Origin of the sequence: Ancylobacter sp. SL191, assembly GCF_026625645.1 — a bacterium.
Classification (GTDB): Bacteria; Pseudomonadota; Alphaproteobacteria; order Rhizobiales; family Xanthobacteraceae; genus Ancylobacter.
In genome coordinates, this window is the sequence record NZ_CP113056.1 from 1,150,038 (window position 1) to 1,175,991 (window position 25,954).

The following is a 25,954-nucleotide window of genomic DNA, read 5'->3' on the forward strand; positions in this document are numbered from 1 at the left end:
CTGTAATGTTGCCGGGACAGACTGGGATGGCCTCGTCACTGCCGAGAGTTTTTCGAGGGAGGGCGCGCTAATACGTCGTTCCGATGTGCGCTTCGCCATGCTGATGTTCGGATCGCGAATGGCGATCTATCATCTTCACGTCAAGGTCATCGGCCGCAAAGCCGGCTCGAGTGCGGTGACGTCCGCTGCTGCGCGCCGAACTCCCGCCGCGCTGATCCGAGAGACACACAGCGTCTGTGCGGTCGGCACGGGCGGCGGCCGCGGCTTGCCGTTGATGGTCAGGGTGCTGCCGCACCGCGAGATGGACCCTGCCCCCGCCCGCAGGGGGCGGGGGCTTCTGCGCGTCAGCCGGCGTGGGTCGGCGCGGCGTCCGCCACCAGCGGCGCGGCGGTTGGTGTGGAGGGCGGCGTATCCCGGCGGATGCGGAACCACGTCACATAGAGCGCCGGCAGGAACAGCAGGGTGAGAACCGTGCCGACCACGATGCCGCCCATCATGGCGTAGGCCATCGGCCCCCAGAACACCTCGCGCGAGATCGGGATCAGCGCCAGCGTTGCGGCGGCGGCGGTGAGCAGGATGGGCCGCATCCGGTGCTCCGTCGCCTCGATCACCGCCTCCCAGGGCGCCACGCCGGTACTGCGCATCTCCTCGATCTGCACGACGAGGATGACCGAGTTCCGGATCAGGATGCCGATCAGGGCGAGCACGCCGAGCAGGGCGACGAAGCCGAGCGGGGCATTGCTGGCGAGCAGGGCGATGACCACGCCGATCAGCGCCAGCGGCGCCACCGAGAACACCAGGAACAGGCGGTGGAAGCTCTGGAGCTGGATCATCAGCAGAGTCGCCATGATGAAGAGCATGATCGGCGCCACGGCGGCGATCGGGCCCTGCGACTTGGCGCTTTCCTCCACCGCGCCGCCCACCTGCACGTGGTAGCCGACCGGCAGGCTCTTGCGGAACGCCTCGACCTGGGGGGCGAGGGCGTCGACGATGGTGGCGGGCTGCGTCGCGCCGGTGATACCCGCCTTGATGGTGATGGTCGGGATGCGGTCGCGCCGCCAGATGGTGGGCTGTTCGAGCTCGTAATGGAAGGTGGCGAGCGAGGACAGCGGCACCGCTTCCCCGCTGGTGCTGGGGAGTTGGAGGTTGAGCAGCGTGTCGATGGATCCGCGTTCCGTCGCCTGGGCGCGGCCGATCACGTCGATCAGATAGATGTCGTCGCGCACCTGCGTGGCGGAGGAGCCCTCCACGATGCTGTTGAGCGCGGTGGCGATGTCCTGCGAGGACACGCCGAGCTGGCGTGCCTTGTCCTGGAGCACCTCCACCTTCACCACCCGCGCGGGCTCGTTCCAGTTCATCGACATGTTCCGCAGCCGCGGATCGCTGCCCATGACGGCGCTGAACTTCTGCGCGAGGTCGCGCACTGTCTGGAGGTCCGGGCCTGAGATCCGGTACTGCACCGGCTTGCCGACGGGCGGGCCGATGTCGAGCAGCTTCACATAGGCGTCGGTGCCCGGAAACGTCTTCTGCAGATAGGCCTGCAGCTCGCCCTTGAGCTTGTCGCGGGCTTCGAGGCTCTTGGTCAGGATGACCATTTCGCCGAAGGCGATGTCGTCGGGCTGGACGTCGAAAGACAGGATGAAGCGCGGCGCGCCCCGGCCGACATAGGTCGACCAGTGCTCGATGGCAGGATTGCCCGCGAGCATCTCCTTCTCGAACTGCGCCATCTGCCGGTCGGTCTCCTGGATCGAGCTGTTCTGCGGCAGGTTCCAGTCGACGATCAGCTCGGGGCGGTCCGAGCTCGGGAAGAACTGCTGCTGCACCAGCGACATGCCGGCGACCGAGGCGACGAAGGCGAGGACGGTGAGGATGATCGTCACCCAGCGCCATCTCAGGCAGAGCCGCAGCAGGTTTGCGAAGCCCCGGGTGAACCAGCCCTTGTGCTCGGCATGCTTCTTCATCGTGGCCGGCAGGATGGTCACGCCGAGCAGCGGGGTGAACAGCACGGCCACGACCCAGGAGACGATGAGCGAGACGGCGATGACGACGAACAGCGTGAAGGTGAATTCACCGGCGGCGCTGCTGTTGAGGCCGACGGGAATGAAACTCGCCACTGTCACCAGCGTGCCGGTGAGCATGGGGAAGGCGGTGGAGGTATAGACATGGGTGGCGGCCTTGCGCAGGCTGTCGCCCACCTCCAGCCGCGCCACCATCATCTCCACCGCGATCATCGCGTCGTCGACCAGAAGGCCGAGGGCGATGATGAGCGCGCCGAGCGAGATGCGCTGGAGCGAGATGCCCGAATAGGCCATCACGAGGAAGGTGATGGCCAGCACCAGCGGGATGGAGATGGCGACAACAAGACCGGCCCGGAAGCCCAGGCTGATGAAGGAGATCGCCAGCACGATGACGATGGCCTCGAACAGTGCCCGCGTGAAGCCGGAAACCGCTTCGTCGACGACGGCCGGCTGGTCGGAGACGCGCTCGACGGTGACGCCGATCGGCAGGTCGCTGACGACGCGCGCCATGGTCTCATCGAGCGCGGTGCCGAAGGCCAGCAGGTTGCTGCCGGTTTTCATGCCGACGGCGAGGCCGATGGCCGGCTGGCCGTTGAAGCGGAACAGCGTGCTCGGCGGGTCGGCATAGCCGCGCGTGATGGTGGCGACGTCGGTGAGCGGGAAGAACCGGTCATTCACCCGCAGATTGATCGCCCGCAGGCTTTCCTCCGAGGTGAAGCGGCCGCCGACGCGGATGGCGATGCGCTCGGGCCCGGCCTGGATCACGCCGGACTGGGTGACGTTGTTCTGCTCCTGCAACGTCGTCAGGATCGCCGACTGGTCGATGCCGAGCGCGGCGGTCTTGCGGGTGGAGAATTCGAGATAGATCGCCTCGTCCTGCGCGCCGACAATGTCGACCTTGCCGACATTCGGCACGGTCAGCACCTTGGTGCGGGCGTCCTCGACGAGATCGCGCAGCTCGCGCTGGCTCAGCCCGTCGCTGGTGAAGGCGAAGATGTTGCCATAGACGTCGCCGAAGCTGTCGTTGAAGAACGGCCCGACCACGCCGGAGGGAAAATTGCCCTCGACATCGGCCACCATGTTGCGCACGCGCATCCAGATCGCCGGCACATCCTTGGCCTTGGTAGTCGGCAGCAGATCGACGAAGATGATCGTCTGGCCGGCCGTCGTCAGGCTTCGGGTGTGCTCGAGCGATTCGAGTTCCTGCAGCTTCTTCTCGATGCGGTCGGTCACCTGCTCGGTGACCTCCTGCGCGGAGGCACCCGGCCAGCTCGCCTGGATGATCATCGTCTTGATGGTGAAGTCGGGATCTTCCTCCCGGCCGAGGCTGAGATAGGCGAAGGTTCCCGCCAGGGCGAAGACGATCATGAAGTACCAGACGAGCGAACGGTGTTCGAGCGCCCAGTCCGAAAGGTTGAAGGTCTTCACCGGGTCGTCTCCTGGCTGAGCCTGATCTTCTGTCCGTCGGCGAGCTGGTGCACGCCGGCCAGGACCACTTCGTCACCGTCGGTAAGGCCGGTCAGCACCCGGAAATGTCCGGTCGCCGCGTCGGGCTGGAGCTGCACGGGGCGCCGCGCGACGCTCTGGCTGGTTCTGTCGACCACCCAGACATAGGTCGCGCCGTCCTGCGTCAGCACGGCGCGCGCGGGCACGCTGATGCCGGCGCTTGCTGCCTCGTCGGGCCAGGCGGTGACGACGGAGCCGAAGCGGAAGGCGTCCGGCGGTGTGTCGAGGGCGATCTTCACCCGGTAGCTGCGGGTATTGGAGTCCGCCTGCGGGGCGATTTCGCGCAGCACGCCATGCGCCTTGACCGAGGGGTCGAGCTGCAGGGCAATGGTCCAGGGCTGGCCAAGCTTGAGCGCGCCGTGCCGGGCCTCCGACACGTCGATCACCACGTCGCGGTCGGCGAGGCGGGCGACACGCACCACGGCCTGGCCGGCGGTGACCACCTGGCCGACTTCCGCCGAGGTGGCGGTGACGATGCCGTCGAACTCGGCCAGCAGCTTGGCGTAGCCGAGCTGCTCGCGGGCCTTGTCGAGGCTCGCCTGCGTCTGGGCCTGATTGGCCTGCGCCGTCTTCAGCTCCTGCTCGGCGAGATCGAAATCGGCGGCACTGCCGGCATTGGTGGCGGCGAGCGTCTTCTTGCGCTGCTCATTGACGGTCGCGTTCTCGAGCGTGGCCTGCGCGTTGCGCAGGTCGGCCTCGGCGCTGGTCACCGCCATCTTCAGCGCGAGCGGGTCGAGCTCGCCGATCAGCTGGCCCTTGGTGACGAGATCGCCGGTGTCCACGTCGCGCGCGATGATGCGGCCCAGCGTGCGGAACGCCAGATCGGTCTCGACGCGCGGCTGCACCGTGCCGGCAGAGCCGGCGCCGGTGAAGGCCTCGGTCTTCACCACCATGGATTTCACCGGGCGGACCGCGGTTTCCTGCGCGGGGGGCGGGGAATCGCACCCGGCGAGCACGGCGAGGGCGCCGATCAGCGTGGCTCCCTGCATCCAGCGGGTGAGGGTCATGGCACGTTCTCCCAGGTAACCGGCTGGCCGTCGCGCAGGAACTGGCCACCTTGCGTGACCACGAGTTCGGCCGGCTTCACGCCGTCTGCGATCACCACCTCGCCGGTGCGGTAAAGGGCGACCTTGACCCGCCGCAGCGCCACCAGCTTGGTCTGGGGATCGATGATCCACACCGCCGGCTGGCCGCGCTCGGAGGTCAGGGCGCTCCATGGCACGACGACGCCGCTGCGCGGCGCGGCGCGGAACTCGCCCTTCACCGGCGTGCCGAGCGACCATTGCGCGCTGTCGGGCAGCGTCACCTTCACCCGGATCGTCCCGGTGCTGGTGTCGAGCGCCGGCGAGACCTCGCGCACGCGGGTGCGGACCCGCTCGGTGGAGTCGATCGGCGCGACATCGACATCCGGGATCGGCGGGCCGTCGAGGAACATGGCCTCGAACACGTTGAACTCGGCGTCGCGCGGCCCGTCATGGGCGAGCGTCAGCGCGGCCTGCGCGGCGGAGACGACCTGCCCGACCTCGATGTTGCGGGCGGTGATGATGCCGTCGGCATCCGCCTTCAGTTCGGTATAGGCGAGCTCGTCCTCGGAGGTGGCAAGGTTGGCCTTGGCGGTCTCCTCCGAGCCCTGCGCCGTTACCAGATCCTCCTTCGCCTGATCGAAGGTGGCCTGCGAGATCGCCTTCGACTGGAGCAGGGTCTGGTAGCGGTCGAAGGCCAGTTTCTTCTGGACGCGGGTGGCCTGCGCCGATTGCAGCTTGGCGCGGGAGATTTCCACCTCCGCCCGCTGCTCGGTGTTGTCGATGCGGGCGAGCACGTCGCCCTTGCGCACATGGTTGCCGACATCCGTCAGCAATTCGGTGACGCGGCCGCTGGTGCGGAAGGACAGGTCCGACTGGATCCGCGCCGCGATCGACCCGGTGATGTCGATCGAGGGCTGGTAGTCGGTGACGGCGGCCGCCACCGCGCGCACGTCCCGTGGGGCCTCAACCACGGCGCCGGACACGGGATCGCCGGCGCGCGCCGCCCCGACGGGGGGCAGGAGCGCGGCGCAGATCAGGACGAGCGGAAACGGTCGCATGGACGCTCCATAGGTAATTACGCGTTGCCTTATTTCATTGACTTTCACGTCAGTCAATGAAAAGATTCCGGGTATGGCAGGCAGGAGGCGTGGGATGGCGATCCAGAAGCGGCCGAAGCTCTCGCGGGCGGAGCAGAAGGCGCGGCGTCCGGGGGAAATTCTCGAGGCGGCGTTCGACGAGTTCGCGGAGAAGGGCTTCGCGGCCACCCGCGTCGAGGACGTGGCCGCGCGCATCGGCGTGACCAAGGGCACGGTCTATGTCTACTTCCCGACCAAGGAGATCCTGTTCGAGGAGGCCTTCCGCCATGTCGCGGCGGTGTTCGCCGATCTGCGCCGGGAGATCGAGCGGCTCGATGGTGGCTATGCCGACCGCCTGCAGAACGTGCTCCGTCTCGGCTACCGCAAGCTGGCCGATGACCGGCGCGTGCGCGACCTGCTGCGGCTTTCCCTCGCCGAAGGCATCCGCTTCCCGGAGATGGTGCTGCGCCACCATGACGAATTCATCGCACCGCTGGTCACCGCCATCCGCACCGTGGTCGAGGACGGGGTGCGCGCCGGCGAGCTGGAAGGGGCGGCCGTGGCGACGATGCCGGACGTGATCGGCAGCTCCATCCTGCATCTGAGCCTGTGGCGCTCCCTGTTCATGGACCAGCGCCCGCTGGATGAGGCGGCCTTCATCGAGGCGCATCTGGAGCTGGTGCGGCGCGCCCTGCGCCCCGTCGCGGGCGCGGCCTGATCGTCGAGGGCGCGTCACCGCGATCATGTCCAGCGCCTGTCCGGCCGCGCCGGTCACGGCGCCTGCCACCGTTCCGATACTGGCGGGCCCGGCTTGCGCGAAGATGCCGTAGGCCATCAAACGCCTGCGCCCGCCGCGCGGGACGGCGCAGCGGGCGCAGGCGGTCATCTCATGAGGGAGGCCGCGCTCAGGTCGTGGCGGCGCCGGGGCGCGATCAGCGCATCAGGCCGGCAGCGCGCAGCGCGTCCTCGATGGTCTTCTGCACGCTGGACCGCTCGGGCTGGGGGCGCCCGCGCGGGGCGGCCGGGGCTCGGACGGCCGGCGGCGCGGCCTGCCGTGTCGCTGGAGAATTGGCGCTCGCCGGAGAAATGGCCTTCGTCGTCCGGCGCGGGGGCGTGGTCCGCGCATCGGCGTCACGCGCCGGGCAGATCCCCCAGAAGTTCGCGATCTCGCGGGTCGAGGAGACGCCGACATCCAGCATATAGGGGCCGGCAACGCCGAGATCCTCGCCGACCGGCGTGCCATGACCCATGCTCGCCAGCGTGTTCACCTCGATCAGGATGTCGCCTTCGGCATTTCTCCAGCGGCGGCGCACGCGCGGGCCGAGGGTCTCGCTCTGCGTCGGCGCCGTGTCGAGGCCATGGACGCTGCGCCATTGCGCGGCGATGTCCTCGGCATTGGACGGCGCCACCGTGTGGTCGGCCGCGCCCTGCCAGATGGTGATGCGCGGCCACGGCCCATGATGGGCGGAGGCGGCGCGCAGCAGCGCCCACAGCTCCTCGTCGGAGGCGAGGCGCTGCCCGCGCATGCAGTCGAAGGCTTCGGGAACCGAGCTGGCCCGGCCATAGGCCAGCCCGGCGATGATCGCCCCGCCGGCGAACAGCTCGGGATAGGTGGCGAGCATGGCCGAGGCCATGGCGCCACCGGCCGACAGTCCGGTGATGAAGATGCGCGCGGGGTCGATGCCATGGGCTACGACCATCGCCTCGATCATCTGCCGGATCGACAGCGCCTCGCCGGCATCGCGCCGCGTATCGCCGGGGCGGAACCAGTTGAAGCACAGATTGGGGTTGTTGCCGGAGTGCTGCTCGGGAAAGAGCAATGCGAAGCCCGCCTCGTCGGCAAGCTGCGACCAGCCGGCATGGTGGTCATAACCCGCCGCATTCTGGGTACAGCCATGCAGCACGACCACCAGCGGGGCCTGATCGGCAAGCGCGGCAGGCACATGAAAGCGGCCCGCGAGACGGCCGGGATTGCTGCCGAAATCGGTGAGGGTCGCGAGATGACCGGCGGGAGCCTGCCCGCTGGACGGAAAGCCCTGGAGGGCGCGAAGCCCGCCAAAGGGGGAGAACGCATCGGAAAGGGTCCGCACGGAAAAATCCTTGTTACGGCCCCCTGACGATCGAGTGCCACGAAGCCAACGCGCGGGCAATCAAATTGTTGCACTGCACAATAAGAGGTGAACGGCGAGCGATAGTCTAATCCGATCGCCTGTCGTCGAGCTGCCGGCCTATGGGAGGGCCGGCAGCGTGGGGGCTCAGGTGCGGAGGCCGCGTGGGTTCAGCTCCTCATCGTCGCGCTGGCGCCCGCCAATGGCGGCGGCGGCGCAGGCGATGAAGGCGCCGATCATCAGCGACAGCGTGCCGAGCAGGGCGAAGGTCGCGCCGGCCTTGCGGGCGGTCTCGGCCGCCTGCTGCGCCTGGGCTTTCGCCTCATTGACGCGGGCGAGCACGGAATCGACCCGCGCCGTCGCGTCGGCCGGGGAAAGGCCGGTGCGGGCGGCGACGAGTTGCCCGAGATAGGCCTTGTCCTCGGGCGAGACCTGGCCGGCGACCGCGCCGGCGGCAAGAATGCGCGTCGCCTGCGCGGCGGCGGCGCCATTGCCCTGCGCGTCATTGGTGGCGAGCTGGGCGGCATCGCTCGGGCGGAACAGCGCGTCGACGAAATAGGAACTCATCTGCGAGCCGTCATCCGAGCCCGCATTGGCGCTTGCCCCGGCCGAGGCGCCGAGAGCCGCGCCGGAGGCGACGGTGGAGGCCGCCTGCATGCCGGTGCCGATCGCCCCGGTGAGCGCCGAGCCGAGCAGGGTAACCACCAGCAGCGTCGCCAGCGCCCAGCTCATGAAGCCATGCACGGTGTCGCGGAAGAAGCTCTCCTGCGTGGCGATGCCGGTCCATTTGGAGCGTAGCCGGCCGGCGAGATAGCCGCCGACACCGGAGGACAGCCATTGCACCACCACCAGCCAGATGGCGGTGGAGACCGCGAAGGTGGTGACGCTGGCGCTTTCATTGGCCCAGGGCGAGACCATGGTGAGGCCGAGCCCCGAGCCGAGCAGCATCAGCACGAAGGTGAGGGCGGCAGCGGCAAGGGCGCCGGCGACGATCGGCCCCCAGCTCACGGCCGAGGCGGAGGCCGAGACGGAAGATGCGGTGGGAGCGGATACGGCGACGCCCGTCGCCGGATAGGTCGATGCCATGGAAGATCTCCTGGGAAAAGCGCGCGCCCGGGGGCGGAGGGCGTGCCGACCACTGGGCAGGATGTCGCGTCTCACACGGGGCGTGAGGGGCTCGCCGTCAATCCGTCGTCGCAAGCAAAAGTTCCGATAAATCGGCGGAGGACGCGCCACCGAACGGCCGGTTTATTTTCGTTCGGCAAATATCTGGGCGAGAAATATTTCCGCTGTCCTGTTTTCGCCTTGCCGTAATGACCATCAGGGATTACATCAATAAAGTCGATGAACCGATTTGGCTGGCGCGGTATCCTTGGGTTCCGCATGTGCCGCAGGATTGTCGATGTGAATGCATCGCGCCGTTCGGCGTTCGATGCCGCCCTGCCTGAGTTCGACATGATCCTGGACTGGCCGCGCACGGTGCGGCCCGTTCCCCGATCCCTGCCGTTCGCGCGGAGCGGATTCTCGATCTCGGCCGGTGAGCGACGCCTTCGCCCTCTCCTGACGGTGGCCTTCGGCCGGTGTCAGGGCGCCGGCGTCGATCGCTCCGCCCTCTTCTTCAAGGACCACCTGACTATGAGCATTCAACCCACCCCGCAGCCCGGCACCCGCCCGACGCAGAGTGAGCCGACGACGCATATGTTCACCGTCGGCCAGGCCGTGCGGCTCAAGGGCGGCTACGGCATCCCCAGCTCGCGCATCGACGAGATCTACCGCGTCATCGGCACGCTGCCGCCGACCGGCAACTCGCTGCAGTACCGCCTGCGCCATGAGCGCCAGCATTATGAGCGTGTCGCGACCGAGAACAGCCTGGAAATGGTGCGCGTCGAGGAGCCGACCGAGGCGACCGCGCTGCGCGACCGGACGTTCGCGCGCTGAGCGTGCGCCGGCCATCGGCGCGTGAGGGCGTGATGCGGATCGTCATCGAGTTCTATCGCACCCGCGCGCAGGACGACGCCCATGCGCTGCTCGGCCGCGAGAGCGCGGAGGTGACCGATCTCGCCGCCGCGATCGCACTGGCTGGCGACCTGGCGCGCACCTTCGCGGAGACGCCCGCGCTCATGCCGCAACGGCCGGACGCGCTGGTCATCCGCGATGCCGGCGGGGCCACCCTGCATGAACTTGCCTTTGATGATGCCCTGTTGCCGCCAACCGAAAGGCGCTCGCCATGACGCTGGCCTTCCCCAATCCAAGCCGCAGCTTCGATGCGTCGCGCAACGTCGTCCGGTTCACCGGCTATGACGGCATGTTCGAGGTGTCTTTCCTCGTGGAGATCGCCGCGCTGGTGAGTTCCACCGCCGACCGCGTGCCCGAGCGCATCGAGGCGGCCTGCCTGTCCGGTTTCGACCGGCTGCGCGGTTCTGTCTACGCTGCCGCCTCCAAGGCCTATGCCGACGGGCGCCGCTCCCCCTATGTTCTGACTGCCGCCGATGTCCGGTAGGCGGATCCACGCCTCCGGGAACCCTTCATGCACATACGCTACGGCTACGAGATCACCCTGACCTGCCAGCAGCCGACGGCGCTGGTCTGCCTGCTCTCCGTCCATGAGGACCGCGCCGACGACATCCGGGCGCCGGAGACCTTCTTCACCGCGCCCGACGTGCCCAGCACGACCTATCGCGACCTGTTCGGCAATCGCTGCCGGCGGCTGGTGGCGCCCTCCGGCGATCTGATGATCTGGGGCGACGCCACCATCGAGGATGATGGCCGGCTCGACCCGCTGCTGCCGGACGCGCGCGAGATGGCGGTGCCGGAGCTACCGGATGCCTGCCTCGTCTATCTGCTCGGCAGCCGCTATTGCGAGACCGACCGGCTGAGCCAGATCGCCTGGGACATGTTCGGCACGGTGGCGCCGGGCTGGGGCCGGGTGCAGGCGGTGTGCGATTTCGTCCACAACCACATCCGCTTCGACTACCAGCAGGCGCGCTCCACCCGCTCGGCCTTCGAGGCCTTTCATGAGCGCGTCGGCGTGTGCCGCGACTTCGCCCATCTCGCGGTCGCGCTGTGCCGCTGCCTCAACATTCCCGCGCGCTATGTGAACGGCCATCTCGGCGATATCGGCGTGCCGGTGGTCGATCCGATGGACTTCAGCGCCTGGATCGAGGTGTTCCTGGACGGCCAGTGGCACACCTTCGACCCGCGCAACAATGTGCGACGCATCGGCCGCATCGTGATCGCCCGCGGGCGCGACGCCGCCGACATTCCGCTGATCAATTCCTTCGGCCCGCATCTGCTGAAATCGTTCCGGGTGTGGACCTATGAGGTGCCCGGCCCGGTCTAACTGATCGTCCGAAAGGGCGTGTTTCTGTCATAGTAAAACGTCTCTAGGGAATTTAGAAAATCATTTCCCTTGAAATAATACCCCGCCGCGCACATATTAATCATGTCGATAAACGGCGAACTGAACGTCACTTCGCGCGGAAAATAGTTTCGCGCCACTATGTTCATTTTCCTGAAAATGCGATTTCGACGGCCCGCAATGTCTGCGGGCAAGCCAGAATACAAGATGAAAGAGCTTCCCATGGCCACGGGAACCGTGAAATGGTTTAACGCCCAGAAGGGCTTCGGATTCATCGCGCCGGATGACGGCGGCAGTGATGCATTCGTTCACATCAGCGCCCTGGAGCGTGCCGGTCTCAGCGATCTTCGCGAGGGCCAGAAGGTTGGCTTCGTGCTCGTGCCGGATCAGCGCAGCGGCAAGATGACGGCCGACAAGCTTGAATCGCTGAGCTGAGAACGGACCCCGGCGACCCGCTTCGGCGGTCGCCGATCCGTCAGGATACGGGGCCCACAGGGCCTCCGCAGGGCGCGTCGCGCCTTCAGCCCCGCGCCTCTCCGAGGTCGCGGGGATTTGTGTGACGGCGCCTTGTGCGGCAGCGACAATCATCAGGTGGAGGCCATCCCATGGCTAAAGGACAGCTACGCGGCACCCGTGAAGCGAAGAAGCCGAAGAAGGTGAAGCCGCCCGTCGCGGCCCCGACCCTGCTGAAGGGCGCGCCCGTCACCCTCGGCGCCAAGAAGAAGGTCTGAGGCACGCTCATGCTCAGCCGGACACGGGAAACCACGGTCACCTTCCGGCATCCCTTCACGCTGAGCGCCTTTGACCGTCCCCAGCCGGCGGGAACCTACCGCGTCGTCATCGACGAGGAAGAGATTCCCGACATCACGTTCCTCGCCTTCCGCCGGGCGGCGACGATGCTGCACACGCCGGCGGTCGCAGGCTCCGGCAGCGTCCAGGTTTTCACCGTCAACGCCGATGAACTGGCCAAGGCGCTCGACGCCGACCAGATTCGCTAGAGCATTTTCGAGCGAAGTGGATTCCGGTTCGCGTGAAGAAAATGCGTCCGAACAATAATTTAGAGCTATTGCGGTGAACCGGATTTCACCGCAATAGCTCGTGGCGCGTCCCCAGGAGGACATCCGCATGGACTATCTCGGTGGAATGCGCGGCGACGGCCTGCTCCTGTGCGGTTCGGGAGCGGCGGTGCCGGCGACCTATGATTTCGACGGCTATCTCTCCAACTCCGGTCAGGTGACGAGCTGCGGCGAGATCCGTCTTGCCGCCGCCGCGCTGCGGCAGGTGTTCGGCCGCGCCGATCTGCGCCTGCGCACCGCCGGCGGGCGCCTGCTGCGCCTGCGCTTTTCCGAGAAGCGCCTGCCCAGCGGCGAGGCTGCCGCCCATGTCGATATCATCGGCGACCTGCCGGCCGCCGCCGAATGGCGCCGGCGCTGAAAGCCCTATAATCCGCGCGCCTCAGGCGCCGCTGAGCCGTTTCAGGTCGGCGTGGACGCGGGGATTGCCGGCCCATATCGGGCCGGGATGGGCGAGATCGCCGGCGAAGCTCGCTTCGCCCCCCGCCTCGCGGATCAGCGCCGCGCCGGCCCAGCAATCCCAGCAATAGAGCATCGGGTCGTAATAGCCGGCGATGCGGTTGGCCGCGACATAGGCCAGCATCAGCGCGCCCGAACCGATGCGGAACAGCACCCCGCCCTCGCGGTACAGCCCCTCGACGAATTCCCCGACCTCTTCCGGCGTCGCCTTCTGCGTGGCGCCGAAGCCGATGGTGGTGGAGGCGAGCGTCCAGTCCGGGTTCATGACGAGGCGCCGCCCGTTGAGATAGGCGCCGGCGCCCTCCATCGCCCAGTACAGCTCCCGCAGCATCGGCGCGTAGATCGCCCCGCCGACCGGGCGGCCTTCATGGGCGAGGCCGATCGAGACGCACCAGTTCGGCTGGCCGACGAGGAAGGGCATGGTGCCGTCGATCGGATCGACCACCCAGACATAGCCCGATGAGCCCTGCGTCGCCGCCTCCTCCTCGCCGACGATGCCGTCCTGCGGGAAGTGCCGGCCGATAGCGGCGCGCAGCCAGGTCTCCACCGTTCGGTCGGCCTCACTGACCAGATCCTGCGACGAGGATTTCAGCTCGGGATGCAGCACCTCGGGCCGCAGGAAGAAACGCCGCGCCTTGCTGCCGGCGGTGCGGGCGAGCTTCTGCGCCAGTGCGACGCGGGCGGCGAGGGCGTCCGCCGGCTGCCCGTCCTGCGCCGCGCTCTGCGTCCTGTCCTCGGCAGCCACCATGCGTCTCTCCCCTTCCTGGCGTCTTGTCTGGCCCTGCAATTCGCGGGCTATGTTGACGCCATGCTATTGCATAATCCAGATTACAAATGTATCGAATTTCGCACGACGCGACGGACGCGTCCCATCCAGGTTCCTGATCGGCTCGCCTCGCGAGCCTTGCCGAACGGCTTTCCCCGGCCTCGCGCGGGCGGTTCCGGGAGTTCGGCGATCATGAGGAACCGGGCGGGAAGCGACCCGAGCCAACAAGACGAGACGGCCCAGCCGTCCCTGCGGCCCGCTGCCCGGCGGCGCCACGCCATCTCAGGAGGAAAGACATGAAGCGTGCATTGAGAATCTGCGCCAGTGTGGTGGCGCTCGCCGCCGCCACGGCGGCGATGCCGGTCGCGGCCATGGCCGACTGGCTTGAAGAGGCCGCCAAGCCTCTCAAGGGAACCGAGGTCAACGGCATCTTCCTCGACCGTCCCGGTTACCGCGCCATCATCAAGCTGCTGCCGGAGTTCGAGAAGAAGACCGGCATCAAGGTCAATTACGAGATCGTTCCCTATGAGAACGCCCGCGAGAAGGAAGTGCTGAACTTCACCTCGCGCGGTGATCTCACCATGGCGCTGGTCGACCTCGTCTGGATCGGCGAGTTCGCCGAGAATGGCTGGTTGGTGCCGGTCGACGACCTTGCCAAGGACAAGGCGATCACCGATCCGAACCTGAACCTCAAGGGCTTCTTCCCGCTGCTGCTCGACGCCTTCGGCAGCTGGGGCGGCACGGTCTACGGCCTGCCCTTCGACAATTATTCCGGCCTGCTGTTCTACAATTCCTGCAAGCTCAAGGAAGCGGGCTTCGACAAGCCGCCGGCGACCTGGGCCGAGCTGAAGGATGTCTATGGGCCCAAGCTCACCGACGCCTCGAAGAACCAGTACGCCTACGCCCTGCAGTCCCGCCGCGGCGAGACCCAGTCGGCCGACGCCTTCATGCGCTTCCTCTGGCCCTTCGGCGGCTCGCTGCTGAACAAGGAGTTCAAGTCGAACCTGCTCAGCCAGGGCAGCCAGGACGGCCTGAAGTTCCGTCAGGAACTGCTCAAGTACCAGCCGCCCGGCGTCGTCAGCTTCGATCACGCGGAAGCGGTCAACGCGCTGGCGCAGGGCCAGGTGGCGATGATCACCGAATGGTCGGCCTTCTACTCGACCCTCGTCGACCCCGCGACCTCCAAGCTCGGCGACTGCCTCGCCGTGGCGCCGGAGCCCGCCGGTCCCGCCGGCCGCCTGCCCGCGCTGGGCGGCTTCTCGCTCGCCGTCGCCGCGCAGGCGACCCCCGAGCAGCAGAAGGCGACCTGGCTGTTCATCCAGTGGGCGACCTCCGAAGCCATCGCCAAGGCCTATGTCGAGGCCGGTGGCGTGTCGGGCCGCATGGCGGTCTATGAGGATCCGGCGATCAAGGCGAAGTACAAGTTCGTCGCGCCGATGGTCGCCTCCTGGCAGGCCGGCGTGCCGGAATATCGCCCGCGCTTCCCGGCCTGGCCGGCGATCTCCGAGATCGTCGCCGAATGGGGCTCCAAGATGGAGCTGGGCGAAGTCTCGGTGGAGGCCGGCTCCAAGGAGATCGGCACCCGCATGGAAGCCATCCTGCAGAAGGAAGGCTACTACGACGGGAAGAAGAAGCTCCTCCAGTGAGGTCTTGAGCACGGTGCGGCTGTCGGGTTCCTCCCCGGCCGCGCTCGGCTCCTGCGGGCGGGCGCTGGAACCCGCGATCCGGCGCCCGCTCCCTTTTTCCTGATACTGTCCGGGGATTCTCCCATGACCACGCTTCACGCCCGCGCGCTGGACGAGATCGGCGCCTGCCTCGACCAGGTGAGCGGCGCCGACATCGATGCCGCAGTCACGGCGCTGGCCGGGGCTCATCGCATCGCGCTCTATGGCGTCGGGCGCGAGGGGCTGCAGATCAAGGGCCTCGCCATGCGCCTGTTCCATCTCGGCCTGAAAGCCGCGGTGGTCGGCGACATGACCACGCCGCCGGTGGGGGAGGGCGACCTGCTCGTCGTCTCCGCCGGGCCGGGCGATTTCTCTACCGTTGCCGCGCTGATGGGCGTCGCCCGTGACGCCGGCGCGCGCACGCTGCTGGTCACCGCCGAGCCCACCGGGGCGGCCGCCGCGCGCGCCGACACGGTGCTCGTGGTGCCCGCCCAGACCATGGCGCGCGACCAGGGCGCGGCCGCCACCTCGGTGCTGCCCATGGGCTCGCTCTATGAGGGCGCGCTCTATGTGCTGTTCGAGATCCTGATCCTGAAGCTGCGCGACCGGCTCGCCATCACGCCGGCCGCCATGCGGGCGAACCACACCAATCTGGAATGAGGCCGGCGGGCCTCATTCTCCGCAACGGTCACCGCGACACGCCAGCGGCCCGCGCCGCCGACGCTTACGGGAAGTGAACAGATGAGCGCAACCCAGACCAAGCCCAATCGCGGTTACGGCCGCTGGACGCCGCTGTGGTTCCTCGCCCCGGCCGTCCTGACCCTCTTCGCTATCGGCATCTACCCGACGCTGTTCGCGCTGGTCACCTCGTTCCGGCGCTACAACATCGCCCGCCCGCGCGAGGGCTTTCCCTTCGTCGGGCTTGAGAACTACGTGGCGGTGCTGACCGATAGCACCTTCTGGTCCTCGCTCGGCCTCACCGCGCAATTCTACCTGACCGCGCTGCCGATCCAGGTCGTGCTCGGCCTCATCGTCGCGCTGCTGCTGCACAAGCCGGGCATGGGGCTCCTGAAGTCGCTCGCCCGCGTCACCCTCGTCGTGCCGCTCGCCACCACCTATGCGGTGGTCGGCCTCATCGGCCGGCTGATCTTCAACCGCGATTTCGGCGTGGCCAACCAGTTCCTGTCGGTGCTCGGCTTCGGTCCGGTCGACTGGCTGTCGACGCCGAACGGGGCCTTCGCCGCCATCATCATCATGGATGTGTGGCAGTGGACGCCGTTCTGCGCGCTGATCTTCCTCGCCGGCCTGTCCATGGTGCCCGGCGAGATCGAGGAGGCGGCGCGGCTCGAGACCTCCTCAAAGCTCGCTTTGCTGCGCCATGTGCAGCTTCCCTATCTGCTGCCCGGCCTCACCGCCGTGATGATCCTGCGCTCGGCCGACGTGCTGAAGCTGTTCGACATGGTGTTCGTGATGACGCGCGGCGGGCCGGGCTCGGCCACCGACCTGATCTCGATCTACATCCAGCGCGTCGGCTTCCGCATCTTCGATCTCGGCACGGCCTCGGCGCAGGCGATCCTGCTGCTGATTCTCACGATCATCATTAGCCGGCTCTACATCCGCGTGCTGTACCGGGAGGTCAATTGATGCGCATCTCGACCGGCAAGATTCTCCACGCGCTCGGCCTCGCCGCTGTCGTCATCTTCTCGCTGTTCCCGTTCTTCTGGATGGTGGCGGCGAGCTTCAAGAGCCAGGCGGACATCCTCGCCTCGCCGCCGGTGTGGTTCTTCACGCCCACGCTGGACAATTACGCAGAGATCTTTTCCGACACCAAAGTGTCCGGCGCGATCATCAATTCGCTGATCGTCGCGGCTTTCGCCACGCTGCTCTCGGTGGTGCTGGGCACGCCCGCCGCCTTCGCGCTGGCGCGCTATGATTTCCGCGGCAAGTCGGATTTGTGGTTCTGGTTCATCTCCAACCGCATGACGAGCCCGATCGTGCTGGCGCTGCCGGTCTATCTGCTCGCCATGTACATGAACCTGCTCGACACCCATCTGGTGCTGGTGCTGGTCTATCTCACCTTCAACATCCCGATCGTGGTGTGGATCGTCACCGACCAGTTCAAGTCGATCCCGCCGGATCTCGAACAGGCCGCGCGGCTCGACGGCGCCGACCAGTTCACCATCTTCCGCAAGATCTATTTGCCGCTCGGCGCGCCCGGCATCGCGGTGTCCGCCATCTTCTCCTTCATCTTCTCGTGGAACGAGCTGCTCTACGCGCTGGTGCTGACCCGCCGCGCCGCGCAGACCGCGCCGGTCGTCGCGACCTCCTTCATGTCCGGCTATGAGCTGCCCTGGGGCAAGATCATGGCGACCGGCACGGTGATCGTGCTGCCCGTCACCATCTTCGCCCTCATCGTCTCCCGCCACATGGTGCGCGGCCTCACCATGGGAGCGACCAAATGAGCGCAGCCCACACCCCCATCCCGTTCGGTATCAACCTGTCCTTCTGCGTGAAGCGCTGGGTGACGCCGGAATTGTGGACGCAGATCGTCAGCGAGCGGCTGGGGCTGAACCTCGTCCAGCTCTCCTTCGACCTGATCGACCCGATGTGGCCCGACGCTATCCTCGACCGCCACGCCGCCGAGCTGCGCACGCGCACGGCGCAGGCGGGCGTGACCATTCACAGCGCCTTCATCGGCCTTGCCCACTACACCTACAACCAGCTGCTCCACCCCGATCCGGCTGTGCGCGACTATGCGGAAGAATGGTTCGCCCGCGCCTACCGCGTCGCGGCCATGGCCGGCATCACCCGCGTCGGCGGCCCGCTCGGCGCCATCGCCTCGCGCGTCGATGGCGTGGAGCCGGACGCGCTGGACGCGGCCGACTATGCGGACCTCATCGCCCGCATGCATCGCCTCGGCGAGCGCGCACGCAGCGAGGGACTGAGCGAGCTCTATGTCGAGCCGACCCCGATGCGCCGGGAATGGCCGTGGACCATCGCGCAGGCCAAGCAGATGATGGTGGATGTCGCTGGCAGCGCTGTCCCGTGGCGCTACTGCGTCGATTGGGGCCATGGCACGCATGAGCCCCTCTATGGGCCAGACCATGGCGCGATGGAGCCGTGGTTCCGCGAGCTGAAGTCCTTCATCACCGCCGTCCATATCCAGCAGACCGACTTCCAGCTCGACCGCCATTGGGATTTCACCGAGCCCGGCCGCGTCGATCCTGTGGATGCGGCGGCGCTGCTGCGTCGCACCGGCATCGCCCCCGCGCCGGTATTCCTCGAAGTATTCTATCCCTTCGAGAAGGACGACCTGTCGATCCTGTCCGCGCTGGAGATCACCTCCGCCCGGTTGCGGCAGGCCTTCGCCTAGGGGGATGGCATGAACATGGTCGGGCGCGAACGCAAGCTGGTGGAAGCTCAGGAGATCGAGGCGGCGCAGATCCGCGCCCGCGTCGCCTGGCTGTACTTCGTCGGCGGCCTGACCCAGCAGGAGATCGCCGACCAGCTTGGCCTCACGCGCCTGCGCACCAACAAGATTCTCGGCCAGGTCCGCTCCGACGGCTCGGTGCAGATCGAAATCCGTCTGCCCATGGCCGACTGCATCGACGCCGAGCGCAAGCTGATGGCGCGCTATGGGCTGGAGGCCGCGAGCGTCGTGCCGGCGCTGCCGGATGAGGGCGAGCAGCAGCGCGTCATCGGCGAGGCCGCCGGCGCCGAGCTCGACCGTCTGCTGGAGAACGGCATGGGCCTCGGCGTCGGCTGGGGCAAGACGCTGGCCGCCGGGCTGAAGCGCGTCACCGCTCGCCCGCTGTCGCAATGCTATGTCACCTCCGTCATGGGCGGGCTCACCCGCGGCTCGGGATCGAGCACTTTCGAGGTGGCGACCGGCTATGCCCGCACCATCTCGGCCGAGTGCTACTACCTCGCCGCCCCGCTCTATTTCCCCACGCCGGAGAGCCGCACCATGCTGCTCTCCCATCACGGCATCAGCGAAACCATGCGCCGCGCCCGCGCGGTGGATGTGGCGCTGCTGTCCTGCGGCGACATGACGACCCGCTCGCTGCTGGTGCAGACGCAGACCGTCTCGGAAAATCTCGAGGGCCTGCGCGCCGCTGGCGCGGTGGGCGATCTGCTCGGCGTGTTCCTCGATGCCGATGGCCGCCCGGTCGACCACCCGCTCAATGAGCGCGTGCTGTCGCTGGCGCCGCATGAAGTGGCCTCGGCGCGCTACTCGATCCTCGCCTCGGGCGGCCTCTACAAGGTGCCGATCGTGCGGGCGATCCTGCGCGCCGGCTATGTGAAACGACTGGTGACCGACGAGCGCTGCGCCGCCGCGCTGCTGGAGAGCTGACGACGGGCGGCGCGCGCCCGCGCCCGCCCCGATCTGGAGTTTTGAGCCGATGACCTTCCTGCGACTGGACAACATCAAGAAGAATTATGGCGACGTCTCCGTCATCAAGGGCGTCAGCTTCTCGGCGGCGAAGGGCGAGTTCGTGGTGTTCGTCGGCCCCTCGGGCTGCGGTAAGTCCACGCTGCTGCGCATGATCGCTGGCCTTGAGGATGTCAGCGAGGGCCAGCTGCATATTGACGGGCGCGACGTGACCTATGAGGAGCCCGCCAAGCGCGAGGTCTCCATGGTGTTCCAATCCTACGCGCTCTACCCGCATATGAGCGTGTTCGAGAACATGGCCTTCGGCCTGCGCATGGCCAAGAAGCCGGAGGCCGAGATCAAGGCGCAGGTGGCCGAGGCCGCCCGTATCCTCCAGCTCGAACACCTGCTCGACCGCAAGCCGCGCGCGCTCTCCGGTGGCCAGCGCCAGCGCGTCGCCATTGGCCGCTCCATCGTGCGGCACCCCAAGCTCTTCCTGTTCGACGAGCCGCTGTCCAACCTCGACGCCGAGCTGCGCTCGCAGATGCGCGTGGAGATCGCCAAGCTGCACCGCAGCCTCGGCGCCACCATGGTCTATGTCACCCACGACCAGATCGAGGCGATGACGCTCGCCGACCGCATCGTCGTATTGCGCGCCGGCCTCGTCGAGCAGATCGGCTCGCCGACCGAGCTCTATGACAAGCCGGCCAACACCTTTGTCGCCGGCTTCATCGGCTCGCCCAAGATGAACTTCATCACCGCCAAGGTCCGCGCAACCGGCCCGTCCTCGCTGGTGCTGGAAGGCGCGGCCTTCGTCGGCGGCACGCTGACGGTGGAGACGCCTTCGGCCGGCAAGGCGAAGGTGGGCGACACCCTCACCGTCGGCCTGCGCCCCGAACATCTCACCGTCGAGCCCGCTCAGCCGGTGCTGGCCCTCACCCTGGATTTCGCCGAGAGCCTTGGCGGCTCGACGCAGCTCTACGCCCGTGGCGAGGGCGAGCCGATCATCGTGCTCACCGCCGGCCGCCCCGCCCTCCAGCCGGGCGACGCGCTGAAGCTCGGCATCGACCCCCGCCACATCTATCTCTTCGACGCCGCCGGCCTCGCGCTCTGAGCCGACCCGTCCCCTGACAGGACCATTCCCGTGAAAGCACTCGTTCTGGAAAAGAAGGGCGAACTCGCGCTGAGGGACATCGACCTCCCCCTCGAGGTCGGCCCCGATGACGTGAAGATCGCCATCCACACCGTCGGCGTCTGCGGCAGCGACGTGCACTACTACACCCATGGCGCCATCGGCTCCTTCGTGGTGCGCGAGCCCATGGTGCTCGGCCATGAGGCTGCCGGCACCATCACGGCGGTCGGCGCCAATGTGAAGAACCTCAAGGTCGGCGACCGGGTCTGCATGGAACCGGGCGTGCCGAACATGAACTCGCGCGCCACCAAGCTCGGCATCTACAATGTCGACCCGGATGTGCGCTTCTGGGCGACGCCGCCGATCCATGGCGTGCTCACCCCCGAAGTCGTCCACCCCGCCGCCTTCACCTACAAGCTGCCGGAGAACGTCTCCTTCGCGGAAGGGGCGATGGTCGAGCCCTTCGCGGTCGGCCTGCAGGCGGCAACGCGCGCGCGCATTACCCCCGGCGATGTCGCGGTGGTGATCGGCTGTGGTCCCATCGGCATCATGACCGCGCTCGCCGCGCTCGCCGGCGGCTGCTCGCGCGTCTACATCTCCGACCTCTCCGCCCCCAAGCTCGCCATTGCCGGCCAGTATCCGGGCGTCCACCCGGTCAATATCACCGAGCGGGCGCTGAAGGACGTGGTGGCTGAGGAGACCGAGGGCTGGGGCGCCGATGTGGTGTTCGAGGCCAGCGGCTCGCCCCGCGCCTATGACGGGCTGTTCGACGTGGTGCGGCCGGGCGGCACGCTGGTGCTGATCGGCATGCCGGTGGAGACGGTGAAGTTCGACGTCGCCGCCGCCATCATCAAGGAAGCGCGGCTCGAAACCGTGTTCCGCTACGCCAACAATTTCGACCGCGCGGTGAACCTCATCGCCTCCGGCAAGGTCGATCTGAAGCCGCTGATCTCCGAGACCTTCGACTTCGCCGCGAGCATCGAGGCCTTCGACCGCGCCGCCAAGGGCCTGCCGACCGACGTGAAGCTGCAGATCCGCATGCCGTGAAGGGTGCGGCGCCGGTGGCTCCCTCTCCCCGTCGGGGAGAGGGTTGGGGTGAGGGGCCCTCGGCCCAACGCTCCGCAGCCGTGCCGGCCCTCACCGACCGGCTGCGCCGGCCACCTCTCCCCGACGGGGAGAGGACAAGATCAGACCACCACAGAACAGAACCACCGGAGTTTCACATGGCCTTACGGCTTCAGGGCAAGGTTGCCGCCATCACCGGCGCGGCATCGGGCATCGGGCTGGAATGCGCCCACGCCATGATCGAGGAAGGCGCGACCGTCGCCCTGGTCGACCGCGCCGCCGATGCGCTGGAATCGATCTGCGCCGAACTCGGCCCCAGGGCCGTGCCGGTGGTGGTCGATCTGCTCGACCCGGCGAGCGTCGCGACCATGCTGCCGCAGATCCTCGACCGTTGCGGCCCGCTCGACATCTTCCACGCCAATGCCGGCGCCTATATCGGCGGCGAGGTGGTGGAGGGCGATCCCGATGTGTGGGACCGCGTGCTCAACCTCAACGTCAACGCCGCCTTCCGCACCGTCCACGCCGTGCTGCCGCACATGGTGGAGCGCGGCACCGGCGACATCATCTTCACCTCGTCCATCGCCGGGGTGGTTCCCGTGGTGTGGGAGCCGGTCTATACCGCCTCGAAATTCGCCGTGCAGGCCTTCGTCCACACTGTGCGCCGGCAGGTCGCCAAGCATGGCGTGCGGGTGGGGGCGGTGCTGCCCGGCCCGGTGGTGACCGCCCTCATCAAGGACTGGCCGCAGGCCAAGCTCGACGAGGCGTTGGCCGCCGGCGCGCTGATGGAGCCGAAAGAAGTGGCCGATTCGGTCATCTTCATGCTGACCCGTCCGCGTAACGTGACCATTCGCGATCTGGTGATTCTGCCGAACGGAACGGATCTGTGACCATGGAAGGATGTTTCGCGGGGATCGATGTCGGCACGGGCAGCGTCCGCGCCGGCATTTTCGATGCGGCGGGCACGCTCATCGCCTCGGCCAAGCGCGACATCCGCATGTGGAAGGAGCCCGGCGACATCGTCGAGCAGTCCAGCGCCGACATTTGGGCGGGCGTCTGCGCCAGCGTGCGCGAGGCGGTGGCGAAAGCCGGCATCGCGCCCGCCGACATCAAGGGCATCGGCTTCGACGCCACCTGCTCGCTGGTGGTGCTGGGCGAAGGCGGGGCGTCACTGCCTGTCGGGCGCCATGGCGACGCGGCCCGCGACATCATCGTGTGGATGGACCACCGCGCCACCGGGCAGGCCGACCGCATCAACAAGCTCGGCAGCCCGGTGCTGGATTATGTCGGCGGCATCATCTCGCCGGAGATGGAGACGCCCAAGCTCCTCTGGCTTGCCGAGGAACTGCCCGCGACCTTCAACGCCGCCTGGCAGTTCCTGGATCTGGCCGATTTCCTCACCTGGAAGGCGACCGACAGCCTCGCCCGCTCGGTCTGCACCGTCACCTGCAAATGGACCTATCTGGCGCATGAGCGCCGCTGGGACGCCGACTATTTCCGCAAAGTGGGCCTCGGCGCGCTGGCCAATGACGGTTTCGCCCGCATCGGCACCGACATCGTTGCCGCCGGCACGCCGCTCGGCACCGGGCTGACCGCACGGGCGGCCGACGAACTCGGCCTCGCGCCGGGCACGGCGGTGGCGGCGGGCCTCATCGACGCCCATGCCGGCGGCATCGGCACGGTCGGCGCGCGCGGCGGCGCGGGGGATGCGCTGAACCGCATGGCCTATGTGTTCGGCACCTCCGCCTGTACCCTGCTCACCACCGCCGACCCCGCCTTCGTGCCGGGCGTGTGGGGGCCCTATTTCTCGGCCATGGTGCCGGACCTCTGGCTGAATGAGGGCGGCCAGTCCGCCGCCGGCGCGGCCATTGACCGTCTCGTGCGGATGCACCCGGCGGCGCCGCAGGCGGAGACGCTGGCGCGGGCCGAGGGCAAGAATCTCAGCATGTGGCTGGCCGCGCAGGCGGAAGCGGCGGGCGGGGCGGCGGCGATCGCCAGGCTCGCGGGCACGCTGCATGTGGTGCCGGAATTCCTCGGCAACCGCGCGCCCTTCGCCGACCATCTGGCGCGCGGCATTGTCGCCGGCCTCGGCATGGATGAGAGCGTGGAGAGCCTTGTCGGCCTCTACATGGCGGGCCTCGCCGGCATCGGCTATGGCCTGCGTCAGATCCTCGACGCGCAGCACGCCAAGGGCGCGCGCACCGATCTCATCGTCATCAGCGGCGGCGCCGGGCAGAGCCCGCTGGTGCGGCAAGTGCTGGCCGATGCCGGCGGCACCCGCATCGCCGCGACCACCTCGCCCGAGCCGGTGCTGCTCGGTTCCGCCGTGCTCGGTGCGGTGGCGGCGGGCCGCTATGCGAGCTTCGCTGCCGCCATGTCGGCCATGTCGGAGATAGAGGTGGTCTATGAGCCCGATCCCGCCTTGCGCGCCTGGCATGACCGGCGCTTCACGGCGTTCGAGGCGTTCCAGGCCGCCTATCGGGCGGCGCGGGGCTGATCAGCCTCACGCGACCGGGTAACCGGTCGCGCAGAGCGCGGCGAGCGCGTCCACCGACAGCGTGTCGAGGCCGAGTGCCGGCAGCAAATTGTTGTCGGCGGCGAGATCACGCCCGGCGGCGGCCGAGAGCAGCGCCACGCCCGCCGCGTGCAAGGTCGCCGGCCGGCCGGTGAGCTGGCCGAGCAGCACGGTCGGCACAAGGCCGAAGGGCACGTCCTCGAAAATATAGCGGCTATCGAAGCTGGTCGGCCCGAAGCCGCCGCGCCCTTCCGCGTGCATCTGCTGGTTCATCTCCGACACGCTGGCCATGGGCACGTGGAAGGAGAGCGAGAAATGCTCGCGCACCGTGCGCACCGACAGGCCGAAGCTCTCGGCGATGGCGAGGCGTTCGGCGTCCAGCGCCTCGATGACGCGCCCGACGGCCGGCGTCACATGCTCGCCCTGGCCCCAGACCTCGCCCTTTTCCATGCGGGTGAGGTTGAGCAGGGCGATGCCGAGATGGTTCTGCGGGTTGAGGTTGCTGAGCGCGATGGCGAGCAGCCCGTCGCGGCGCACGAAGCGGTCGCCGAACAGGGTGGTGCAGAGCGCGTGGCCCTCCTCGATCGCCTCCTTCGGCAGGGTGGCGACGTCGATCTTCTGGCGGACGGTGTTCACTTTCACGGTGTCGGGCGACTGCACCCGCGCGGTGAGCAGCGTGGTGCCCCAGACGATGATCGGTGCGCTCACCCCTCGCGTCGCCAGCGCCCGCGCGAGGTACAGCGCGCCGAAGGAGGAGTGCGAGGAGATGATGATGGGCTGTCCCGGCCGGATGTGCGGGATCACCGCGTCGAGCGCGGCGCGGTGGCCGTAACCGGGGAGCGCGAGGAACAGCACGTCGCTGGTGGCGACGGCCTCCCCGGCGCTGGCGGCGGTCGCGACCGGGCCCTCATAGTCCAGCGCGCCGAACGCCTTCAGCGGCGCCCCGGCGGCGAGCGCCTGCGTCGCCCGGCCGGAGGGCGACCACAGCACGGGCTCATGGCTGGCGGCGGCGAGGAAGCCGGCGACGCCAAAGGCGATGGAGCCGGCGCCGAGGATCGAGACACGCATGGGAATTTCCTTCGTCGGGAGTGGTCGAGGCGCGCGGGCGCACGCGCGACGCCGGGAAACCGGCGGGCAAGGGGAGCAGATAGGGCGCTCAGATATATTTGGTCGGCAGCGCCGTGGTGAACTTCATCTCTTCCATGGCGATGGAGGAGGAGAGGTCGGAGAACTCCACCCGGCTGATCAGGTTCTTGTAGACCTGGTCGTAGACGTCGATGTTCGGCACGACGACGCGCAGCAGATAGTCCGTCTCGCCGGTGAGGCGGTAGGCTTCCATGATCTCGGGAATGTCGCGAATCTCCTTGCGGAAGGCGTCGAGCCAGGCCGTGGTGTGACGGGGCACCTTGACCGAGATGAAGATGGTCATCGGCACATTGGCCTTGCGCTGGTCGATCAGCACGACCCGGTTGCGGATGAGGCCCATCTCCTCCATCCGCTTGATCCGCCGCCAGCACGGCGTGTGCGACAGCCCCACCGCCTCGGCGATCTCGACCACTGACTTGCCGGCGTCCTGTTGCAGGATGTCGATTATCTTGCGGTCGATCTGGTCGAACACGTCTATCCCCCTGCCGCCCTTTTATTCCGTTGTAGTTCAGCAGAGCGTTGTTCGTCGAAAACGTCAATATACGTGAAGGTCGTAGTGCGAACGCGAAGGATATTCGCGCGCGGCCGCCGCTCTACATCCCCCGCGGAGGATTCTTGGCGCAAAAATGGGCGTTTGGTGATCGCGGCGTAGCCATTTCGCAAAGGGCGTGACA

The 25,954-nt window shown here is 67.8% G+C and carries 27 protein-coding genes; 19 read left to right on the forward strand and 8 right to left on the reverse strand.

Annotated elements, in window-relative coordinates; translation table 11 throughout:
• Positions 1 to 344: 344 nt before the first annotated feature.
• The 3 genes from OU996_RS05215 to OU996_RS05225 are packed head-to-tail and all read right to left on the reverse strand — an operon-like array spanning position 345 to position 5,607.
• Complete coding sequence (locus OU996_RS05215) at positions 345 to 3,446, reverse strand: efflux RND transporter permease subunit (protein ID WP_267584582.1); 3,102 nt, start codon at positions 3,444 to 3,446, stop codon at positions 345 to 347.
• Positions 3,443 to 4,531, reverse strand: a complete 1,089-nt coding sequence (locus OU996_RS05220) for an efflux RND transporter periplasmic adaptor subunit (RefSeq protein WP_267584583.1) — start codon at positions 4,529 to 4,531, stop codon at positions 3,443 to 3,445. Before OU996_RS05220 ends, OU996_RS05215 begins: the two co-directional genes overlap by 4 nt.
• On the reverse strand, positions 4,528 to 5,607 hold the full coding sequence (locus tag OU996_RS05225) for an efflux RND transporter periplasmic adaptor subunit (RefSeq protein WP_267584584.1): 1,080 nt from the start codon (positions 5,605 to 5,607) through the stop codon (positions 4,528 to 4,530). Before OU996_RS05225 ends, OU996_RS05220 begins: the two co-directional genes overlap by 4 nt.
• A gap of 94 nt (positions 5,608 to 5,701) precedes the next feature.
• Between OU996_RS05225 and OU996_RS05230 the strand changes: the two genes are divergently transcribed.
• A complete protein-coding gene (locus OU996_RS05230) occupies positions 5,702 to 6,343 on the forward strand; it encodes a TetR/AcrR family transcriptional regulator (protein ID WP_267584585.1) in 642 nt (213 codons plus the stop codon).
• Positions 6,344 to 6,557: 214 nt separating this feature from the next.
• Here the strand turns inward: OU996_RS05230 and OU996_RS05235 are convergent, their stop codons facing one another.
• Together OU996_RS05235 and OU996_RS05240 are read right to left on the reverse strand one after the other, a co-directional pair.
• Positions 6,558 to 7,715, reverse strand: a complete 1,158-nt coding sequence (locus tag OU996_RS05235; protein WP_267584586.1) for an alpha/beta hydrolase family esterase — start codon at positions 7,713 to 7,715, stop codon at positions 6,558 to 6,560.
• A gap of 165 nt (positions 7,716 to 7,880) precedes the next feature.
• Positions 7,881 to 8,819, reverse strand: coding sequence for a hypothetical protein (locus tag OU996_RS05240; protein WP_267584587.1), 939 nt, complete (start codon positions 8,817 to 8,819; stop codon positions 7,881 to 7,883).
• A gap of 258 nt (positions 8,820 to 9,077) precedes the next feature.
• On the opposite strand from OU996_RS05240, the gene OU996_RS05245 reads away from it, so the two are divergent.
• From OU996_RS05245 to OU996_RS05280, 8 genes are all read left to right on the forward strand, one after another.
• Complete coding sequence (locus tag OU996_RS05245) at positions 9,078 to 9,671, forward strand: hypothetical protein (protein ID WP_267584588.1); 594 nt, start codon at positions 9,078 to 9,080, stop codon at positions 9,669 to 9,671.
• A 32-nt stretch (positions 9,672 to 9,703) separates the two neighbouring features.
• On the forward strand, positions 9,704 to 9,964 hold the full coding sequence (locus tag OU996_RS05250) for a hypothetical protein (RefSeq protein ID WP_267584589.1): 261 nt from the start codon (positions 9,704 to 9,706) through the stop codon (positions 9,962 to 9,964).
• Complete coding sequence (locus OU996_RS05255) at positions 9,961 to 10,233, forward strand: DUF1488 family protein (RefSeq protein ID WP_267584590.1); 273 nt, start codon at positions 9,961 to 9,963, stop codon at positions 10,231 to 10,233. The genes OU996_RS05250 and OU996_RS05255 overlap by 4 nt, the downstream gene beginning before the upstream one ends.
• A gap of 27 nt (positions 10,234 to 10,260) precedes the next feature.
• Positions 10,261 to 11,073 carry a transglutaminase-like domain-containing protein gene (locus tag OU996_RS05260; RefSeq protein WP_267584591.1) on the forward strand — a complete coding sequence of 271 codons (813 nt, stop codon included), beginning with the start codon at positions 10,261 to 10,263 and terminating at the stop codon, positions 11,071 to 11,073.
• 240 nt (positions 11,074 to 11,313) lie between these two features.
• Positions 11,314 to 11,526 (forward strand): cold-shock protein, encoded by a 213-nt coding sequence (locus OU996_RS05265; protein WP_267585603.1) that lies wholly within the window; start codon positions 11,314 to 11,316, stop codon positions 11,524 to 11,526.
• Between the two features lie 170 nt (positions 11,527 to 11,696).
• Positions 11,697 to 11,822 carry a hypothetical protein gene (locus OU996_RS05270; protein ID WP_267584592.1) on the forward strand — a complete coding sequence of 42 codons (126 nt, stop codon included), beginning with the start codon at positions 11,697 to 11,699 and terminating at the stop codon, positions 11,820 to 11,822.
• A gap of 9 nt (positions 11,823 to 11,831) precedes the next feature.
• On the forward strand, positions 11,832 to 12,089 hold the full coding sequence (locus tag OU996_RS05275) for a hypothetical protein (RefSeq protein WP_267584593.1): 258 nt from the start codon (positions 11,832 to 11,834) through the stop codon (positions 12,087 to 12,089).
• A gap of 127 nt (positions 12,090 to 12,216) precedes the next feature.
• On the forward strand, positions 12,217 to 12,525 hold the full coding sequence (locus OU996_RS05280) for a hypothetical protein (RefSeq protein WP_267584594.1): 309 nt from the start codon (positions 12,217 to 12,219) through the stop codon (positions 12,523 to 12,525).
• A 21-nt stretch (positions 12,526 to 12,546) separates the two neighbouring features.
• Here OU996_RS05280 and OU996_RS05285 read toward each other — a convergent pair whose 3' ends face one another.
• Entirely contained in the window at positions 12,547 to 13,371 is an 825-nt protein-coding gene (locus OU996_RS05285) for an inositol monophosphatase family protein (RefSeq protein ID WP_267584595.1), read from the reverse strand.
• Positions 13,372 to 13,685: 314 nt separating this feature from the next.
• Here OU996_RS05285 and OU996_RS05290 point away from each other — a divergent pair, with 314 nt between their 5' ends.
• The 10 genes from OU996_RS05290 to OU996_RS05335 all read left to right on the forward strand — a co-directional run bounded on the left by OU996_RS05290 (position 13,686) and on the right by OU996_RS05335 (position 24,116).
• The gene (locus OU996_RS05290) at positions 13,686 to 15,035 is read left to right on the forward strand and encodes an ABC transporter substrate-binding protein (protein WP_267584596.1); all 1,350 of its coding nucleotides are present in this window, start codon (positions 13,686 to 13,688) and stop codon (positions 15,033 to 15,035) included.
• Positions 15,036 to 15,158: 123 nt separating this feature from the next.
• Positions 15,159 to 15,713, forward strand: coding sequence for an SIS domain-containing protein (locus OU996_RS05295; RefSeq protein ID WP_267584597.1), 555 nt, complete (start codon positions 15,159 to 15,161; stop codon positions 15,711 to 15,713).
• An 81-nt stretch (positions 15,714 to 15,794) separates the two neighbouring features.
• Entirely contained in the window at positions 15,795 to 16,697 is a 903-nt protein-coding gene (locus tag OU996_RS05300; RefSeq protein ID WP_267584598.1) for a carbohydrate ABC transporter permease, read from the forward strand.
• A complete protein-coding gene (locus OU996_RS05305) occupies positions 16,697 to 17,515 on the forward strand; it encodes a carbohydrate ABC transporter permease (protein WP_267584599.1) in 819 nt (272 codons plus the stop codon). Before OU996_RS05300 ends, OU996_RS05305 begins: the two co-directional genes overlap by 1 nt.
• Positions 17,512 to 18,426, forward strand: coding sequence for a TIM barrel protein (locus tag OU996_RS05310; RefSeq protein ID WP_267584600.1), 915 nt, complete (start codon positions 17,512 to 17,514; stop codon positions 18,424 to 18,426). Before OU996_RS05305 ends, OU996_RS05310 begins: the two co-directional genes overlap by 4 nt.
• A gap of 9 nt (positions 18,427 to 18,435) precedes the next feature.
• Positions 18,436 to 19,407 (forward strand): sugar-binding transcriptional regulator, encoded by a 972-nt coding sequence (locus tag OU996_RS05315; protein ID WP_267584601.1) that lies wholly within the window; start codon positions 18,436 to 18,438, stop codon positions 19,405 to 19,407.
• 49 nt (positions 19,408 to 19,456) lie between these two features.
• Complete coding sequence (locus OU996_RS05320; RefSeq protein WP_267584602.1) at positions 19,457 to 20,539, forward strand: ABC transporter ATP-binding protein; 1,083 nt, start codon at positions 19,457 to 19,459, stop codon at positions 20,537 to 20,539.
• A 30-nt stretch (positions 20,540 to 20,569) separates the two neighbouring features.
• On the forward strand, positions 20,570 to 21,604 hold the full coding sequence (locus OU996_RS05325; protein ID WP_267584603.1) for an NAD(P)-dependent alcohol dehydrogenase: 1,035 nt from the start codon (positions 20,570 to 20,572) through the stop codon (positions 21,602 to 21,604).
• Positions 21,605 to 21,780: 176 nt separating this feature from the next.
• Positions 21,781 to 22,509 carry an SDR family oxidoreductase gene (locus tag OU996_RS05330; RefSeq protein WP_267584604.1) on the forward strand — a complete coding sequence of 243 codons (729 nt, stop codon included), beginning with the start codon at positions 21,781 to 21,783 and terminating at the stop codon, positions 22,507 to 22,509.
• Positions 22,510 to 22,511: 2 nt separating this feature from the next.
• Positions 22,512 to 24,116 carry an FGGY-family carbohydrate kinase gene (locus OU996_RS05335; RefSeq protein WP_267584605.1) on the forward strand — a complete coding sequence of 535 codons (1,605 nt, stop codon included), beginning with the start codon at positions 22,512 to 22,514 and terminating at the stop codon, positions 24,114 to 24,116.
• 6 nt (positions 24,117 to 24,122) lie between these two features.
• Here the strand turns inward: OU996_RS05335 and OU996_RS05340 are convergent, their stop codons facing one another.
• Together OU996_RS05340 and OU996_RS05345 are read right to left on the reverse strand one after the other, a co-directional pair.
• The gene (locus OU996_RS05340) at positions 24,123 to 25,202 is read right to left on the reverse strand and encodes an NAD/NADP-dependent octopine/nopaline dehydrogenase family protein (protein ID WP_267584606.1); all 1,080 of its coding nucleotides are present in this window, start codon (positions 25,200 to 25,202) and stop codon (positions 24,123 to 24,125) included.
• 88 nt (positions 25,203 to 25,290) lie between these two features.
• Positions 25,291 to 25,752 (reverse strand): Lrp/AsnC family transcriptional regulator, encoded by a 462-nt coding sequence (locus OU996_RS05345; RefSeq protein WP_267584607.1) that lies wholly within the window; start codon positions 25,750 to 25,752, stop codon positions 25,291 to 25,293.
• Positions 25,753 to 25,954 lie beyond the last annotated feature (202 nt).

What these genes read in the sequence shown, in the direction of transcription:
- OU996_RS05220 (WP_267584583.1), bottom strand. Translation starts at nt 4,531, where the DNA reads ATGACCCTCACCCGCTGGATGCAGGGAGCCACGCTGATCGGCGCCCTC.
- OU996_RS05225 (WP_267584584.1), bottom strand. Translation starts at nt 5,607, where the DNA reads ATGCGACCGTTTCCGCTCGTCCTGATCTGCGCCGCGCTCCTGCCCCCC.
- OU996_RS05230 (WP_267584585.1), top strand. Translation starts at nt 5,702, where the DNA reads ATGGCGATCCAGAAGCGGCCGAAGCTCTCGCGGGCGGAGCAGAAGGCG.
- OU996_RS05240 (WP_267584587.1), bottom strand. Translation starts at nt 8,819, where the DNA reads ATGGCATCGACCTATCCGGCGACGGGCGTCGCCGTATCCGCTCCCACC.
- OU996_RS05245 (WP_267584588.1), top strand. Translation starts at nt 9,078, where the DNA reads ATGAACCGATTTGGCTGGCGCGGTATCCTTGGGTTCCGCATGTGCCGC.
- OU996_RS05250 (WP_267584589.1), top strand. Translation starts at nt 9,704, where the DNA reads ATGCGGATCGTCATCGAGTTCTATCGCACCCGCGCGCAGGACGACGCC.
- OU996_RS05255 (WP_267584590.1), top strand. Translation starts at nt 9,961, where the DNA reads ATGACGCTGGCCTTCCCCAATCCAAGCCGCAGCTTCGATGCGTCGCGC.
- OU996_RS05260 (WP_267584591.1), top strand. Translation starts at nt 10,261, where the DNA reads ATGCACATACGCTACGGCTACGAGATCACCCTGACCTGCCAGCAGCCG.
- OU996_RS05265 (WP_267585603.1), top strand. Translation starts at nt 11,314, where the DNA reads ATGGCCACGGGAACCGTGAAATGGTTTAACGCCCAGAAGGGCTTCGGA.
- OU996_RS05270 (WP_267584592.1), top strand. Translation starts at nt 11,697, where the DNA reads ATGGCTAAAGGACAGCTACGCGGCACCCGTGAAGCGAAGAAGCCGAAG.
- OU996_RS05275 (WP_267584593.1), top strand. Translation starts at nt 11,832, where the DNA reads ATGCTCAGCCGGACACGGGAAACCACGGTCACCTTCCGGCATCCCTTC.
- OU996_RS05280 (WP_267584594.1), top strand. Translation starts at nt 12,217, where the DNA reads ATGGACTATCTCGGTGGAATGCGCGGCGACGGCCTGCTCCTGTGCGGT.
- OU996_RS05285 (WP_267584595.1), bottom strand. Translation starts at nt 13,371, where the DNA reads ATGGTGGCTGCCGAGGACAGGACGCAGAGCGCGGCGCAGGACGGGCAG.
- OU996_RS05290 (WP_267584596.1), top strand. Translation starts at nt 13,686, where the DNA reads ATGAAGCGTGCATTGAGAATCTGCGCCAGTGTGGTGGCGCTCGCCGCC.
- OU996_RS05295 (WP_267584597.1), top strand. Translation starts at nt 15,159, where the DNA reads ATGACCACGCTTCACGCCCGCGCGCTGGACGAGATCGGCGCCTGCCTC.
- OU996_RS05300 (WP_267584598.1), top strand. Translation starts at nt 15,795, where the DNA reads ATGAGCGCAACCCAGACCAAGCCCAATCGCGGTTACGGCCGCTGGACG.
- OU996_RS05305 (WP_267584599.1), top strand. Translation starts at nt 16,697, where the DNA reads ATGCGCATCTCGACCGGCAAGATTCTCCACGCGCTCGGCCTCGCCGCT.
- OU996_RS05310 (WP_267584600.1), top strand. Translation starts at nt 17,512, where the DNA reads ATGAGCGCAGCCCACACCCCCATCCCGTTCGGTATCAACCTGTCCTTC.
- OU996_RS05315 (WP_267584601.1), top strand. Translation starts at nt 18,436, where the DNA reads ATGAACATGGTCGGGCGCGAACGCAAGCTGGTGGAAGCTCAGGAGATC.
- OU996_RS05320 (WP_267584602.1), top strand. Translation starts at nt 19,457, where the DNA reads ATGACCTTCCTGCGACTGGACAACATCAAGAAGAATTATGGCGACGTC.
- OU996_RS05330 (WP_267584604.1), top strand. Translation starts at nt 21,781, where the DNA reads ATGGCCTTACGGCTTCAGGGCAAGGTTGCCGCCATCACCGGCGCGGCA.
- OU996_RS05335 (WP_267584605.1), top strand. Translation starts at nt 22,512, where the DNA reads ATGGAAGGATGTTTCGCGGGGATCGATGTCGGCACGGGCAGCGTCCGC.
- OU996_RS05340 (WP_267584606.1), bottom strand. Translation starts at nt 25,202, where the DNA reads ATGCGTGTCTCGATCCTCGGCGCCGGCTCCATCGCCTTTGGCGTCGCC.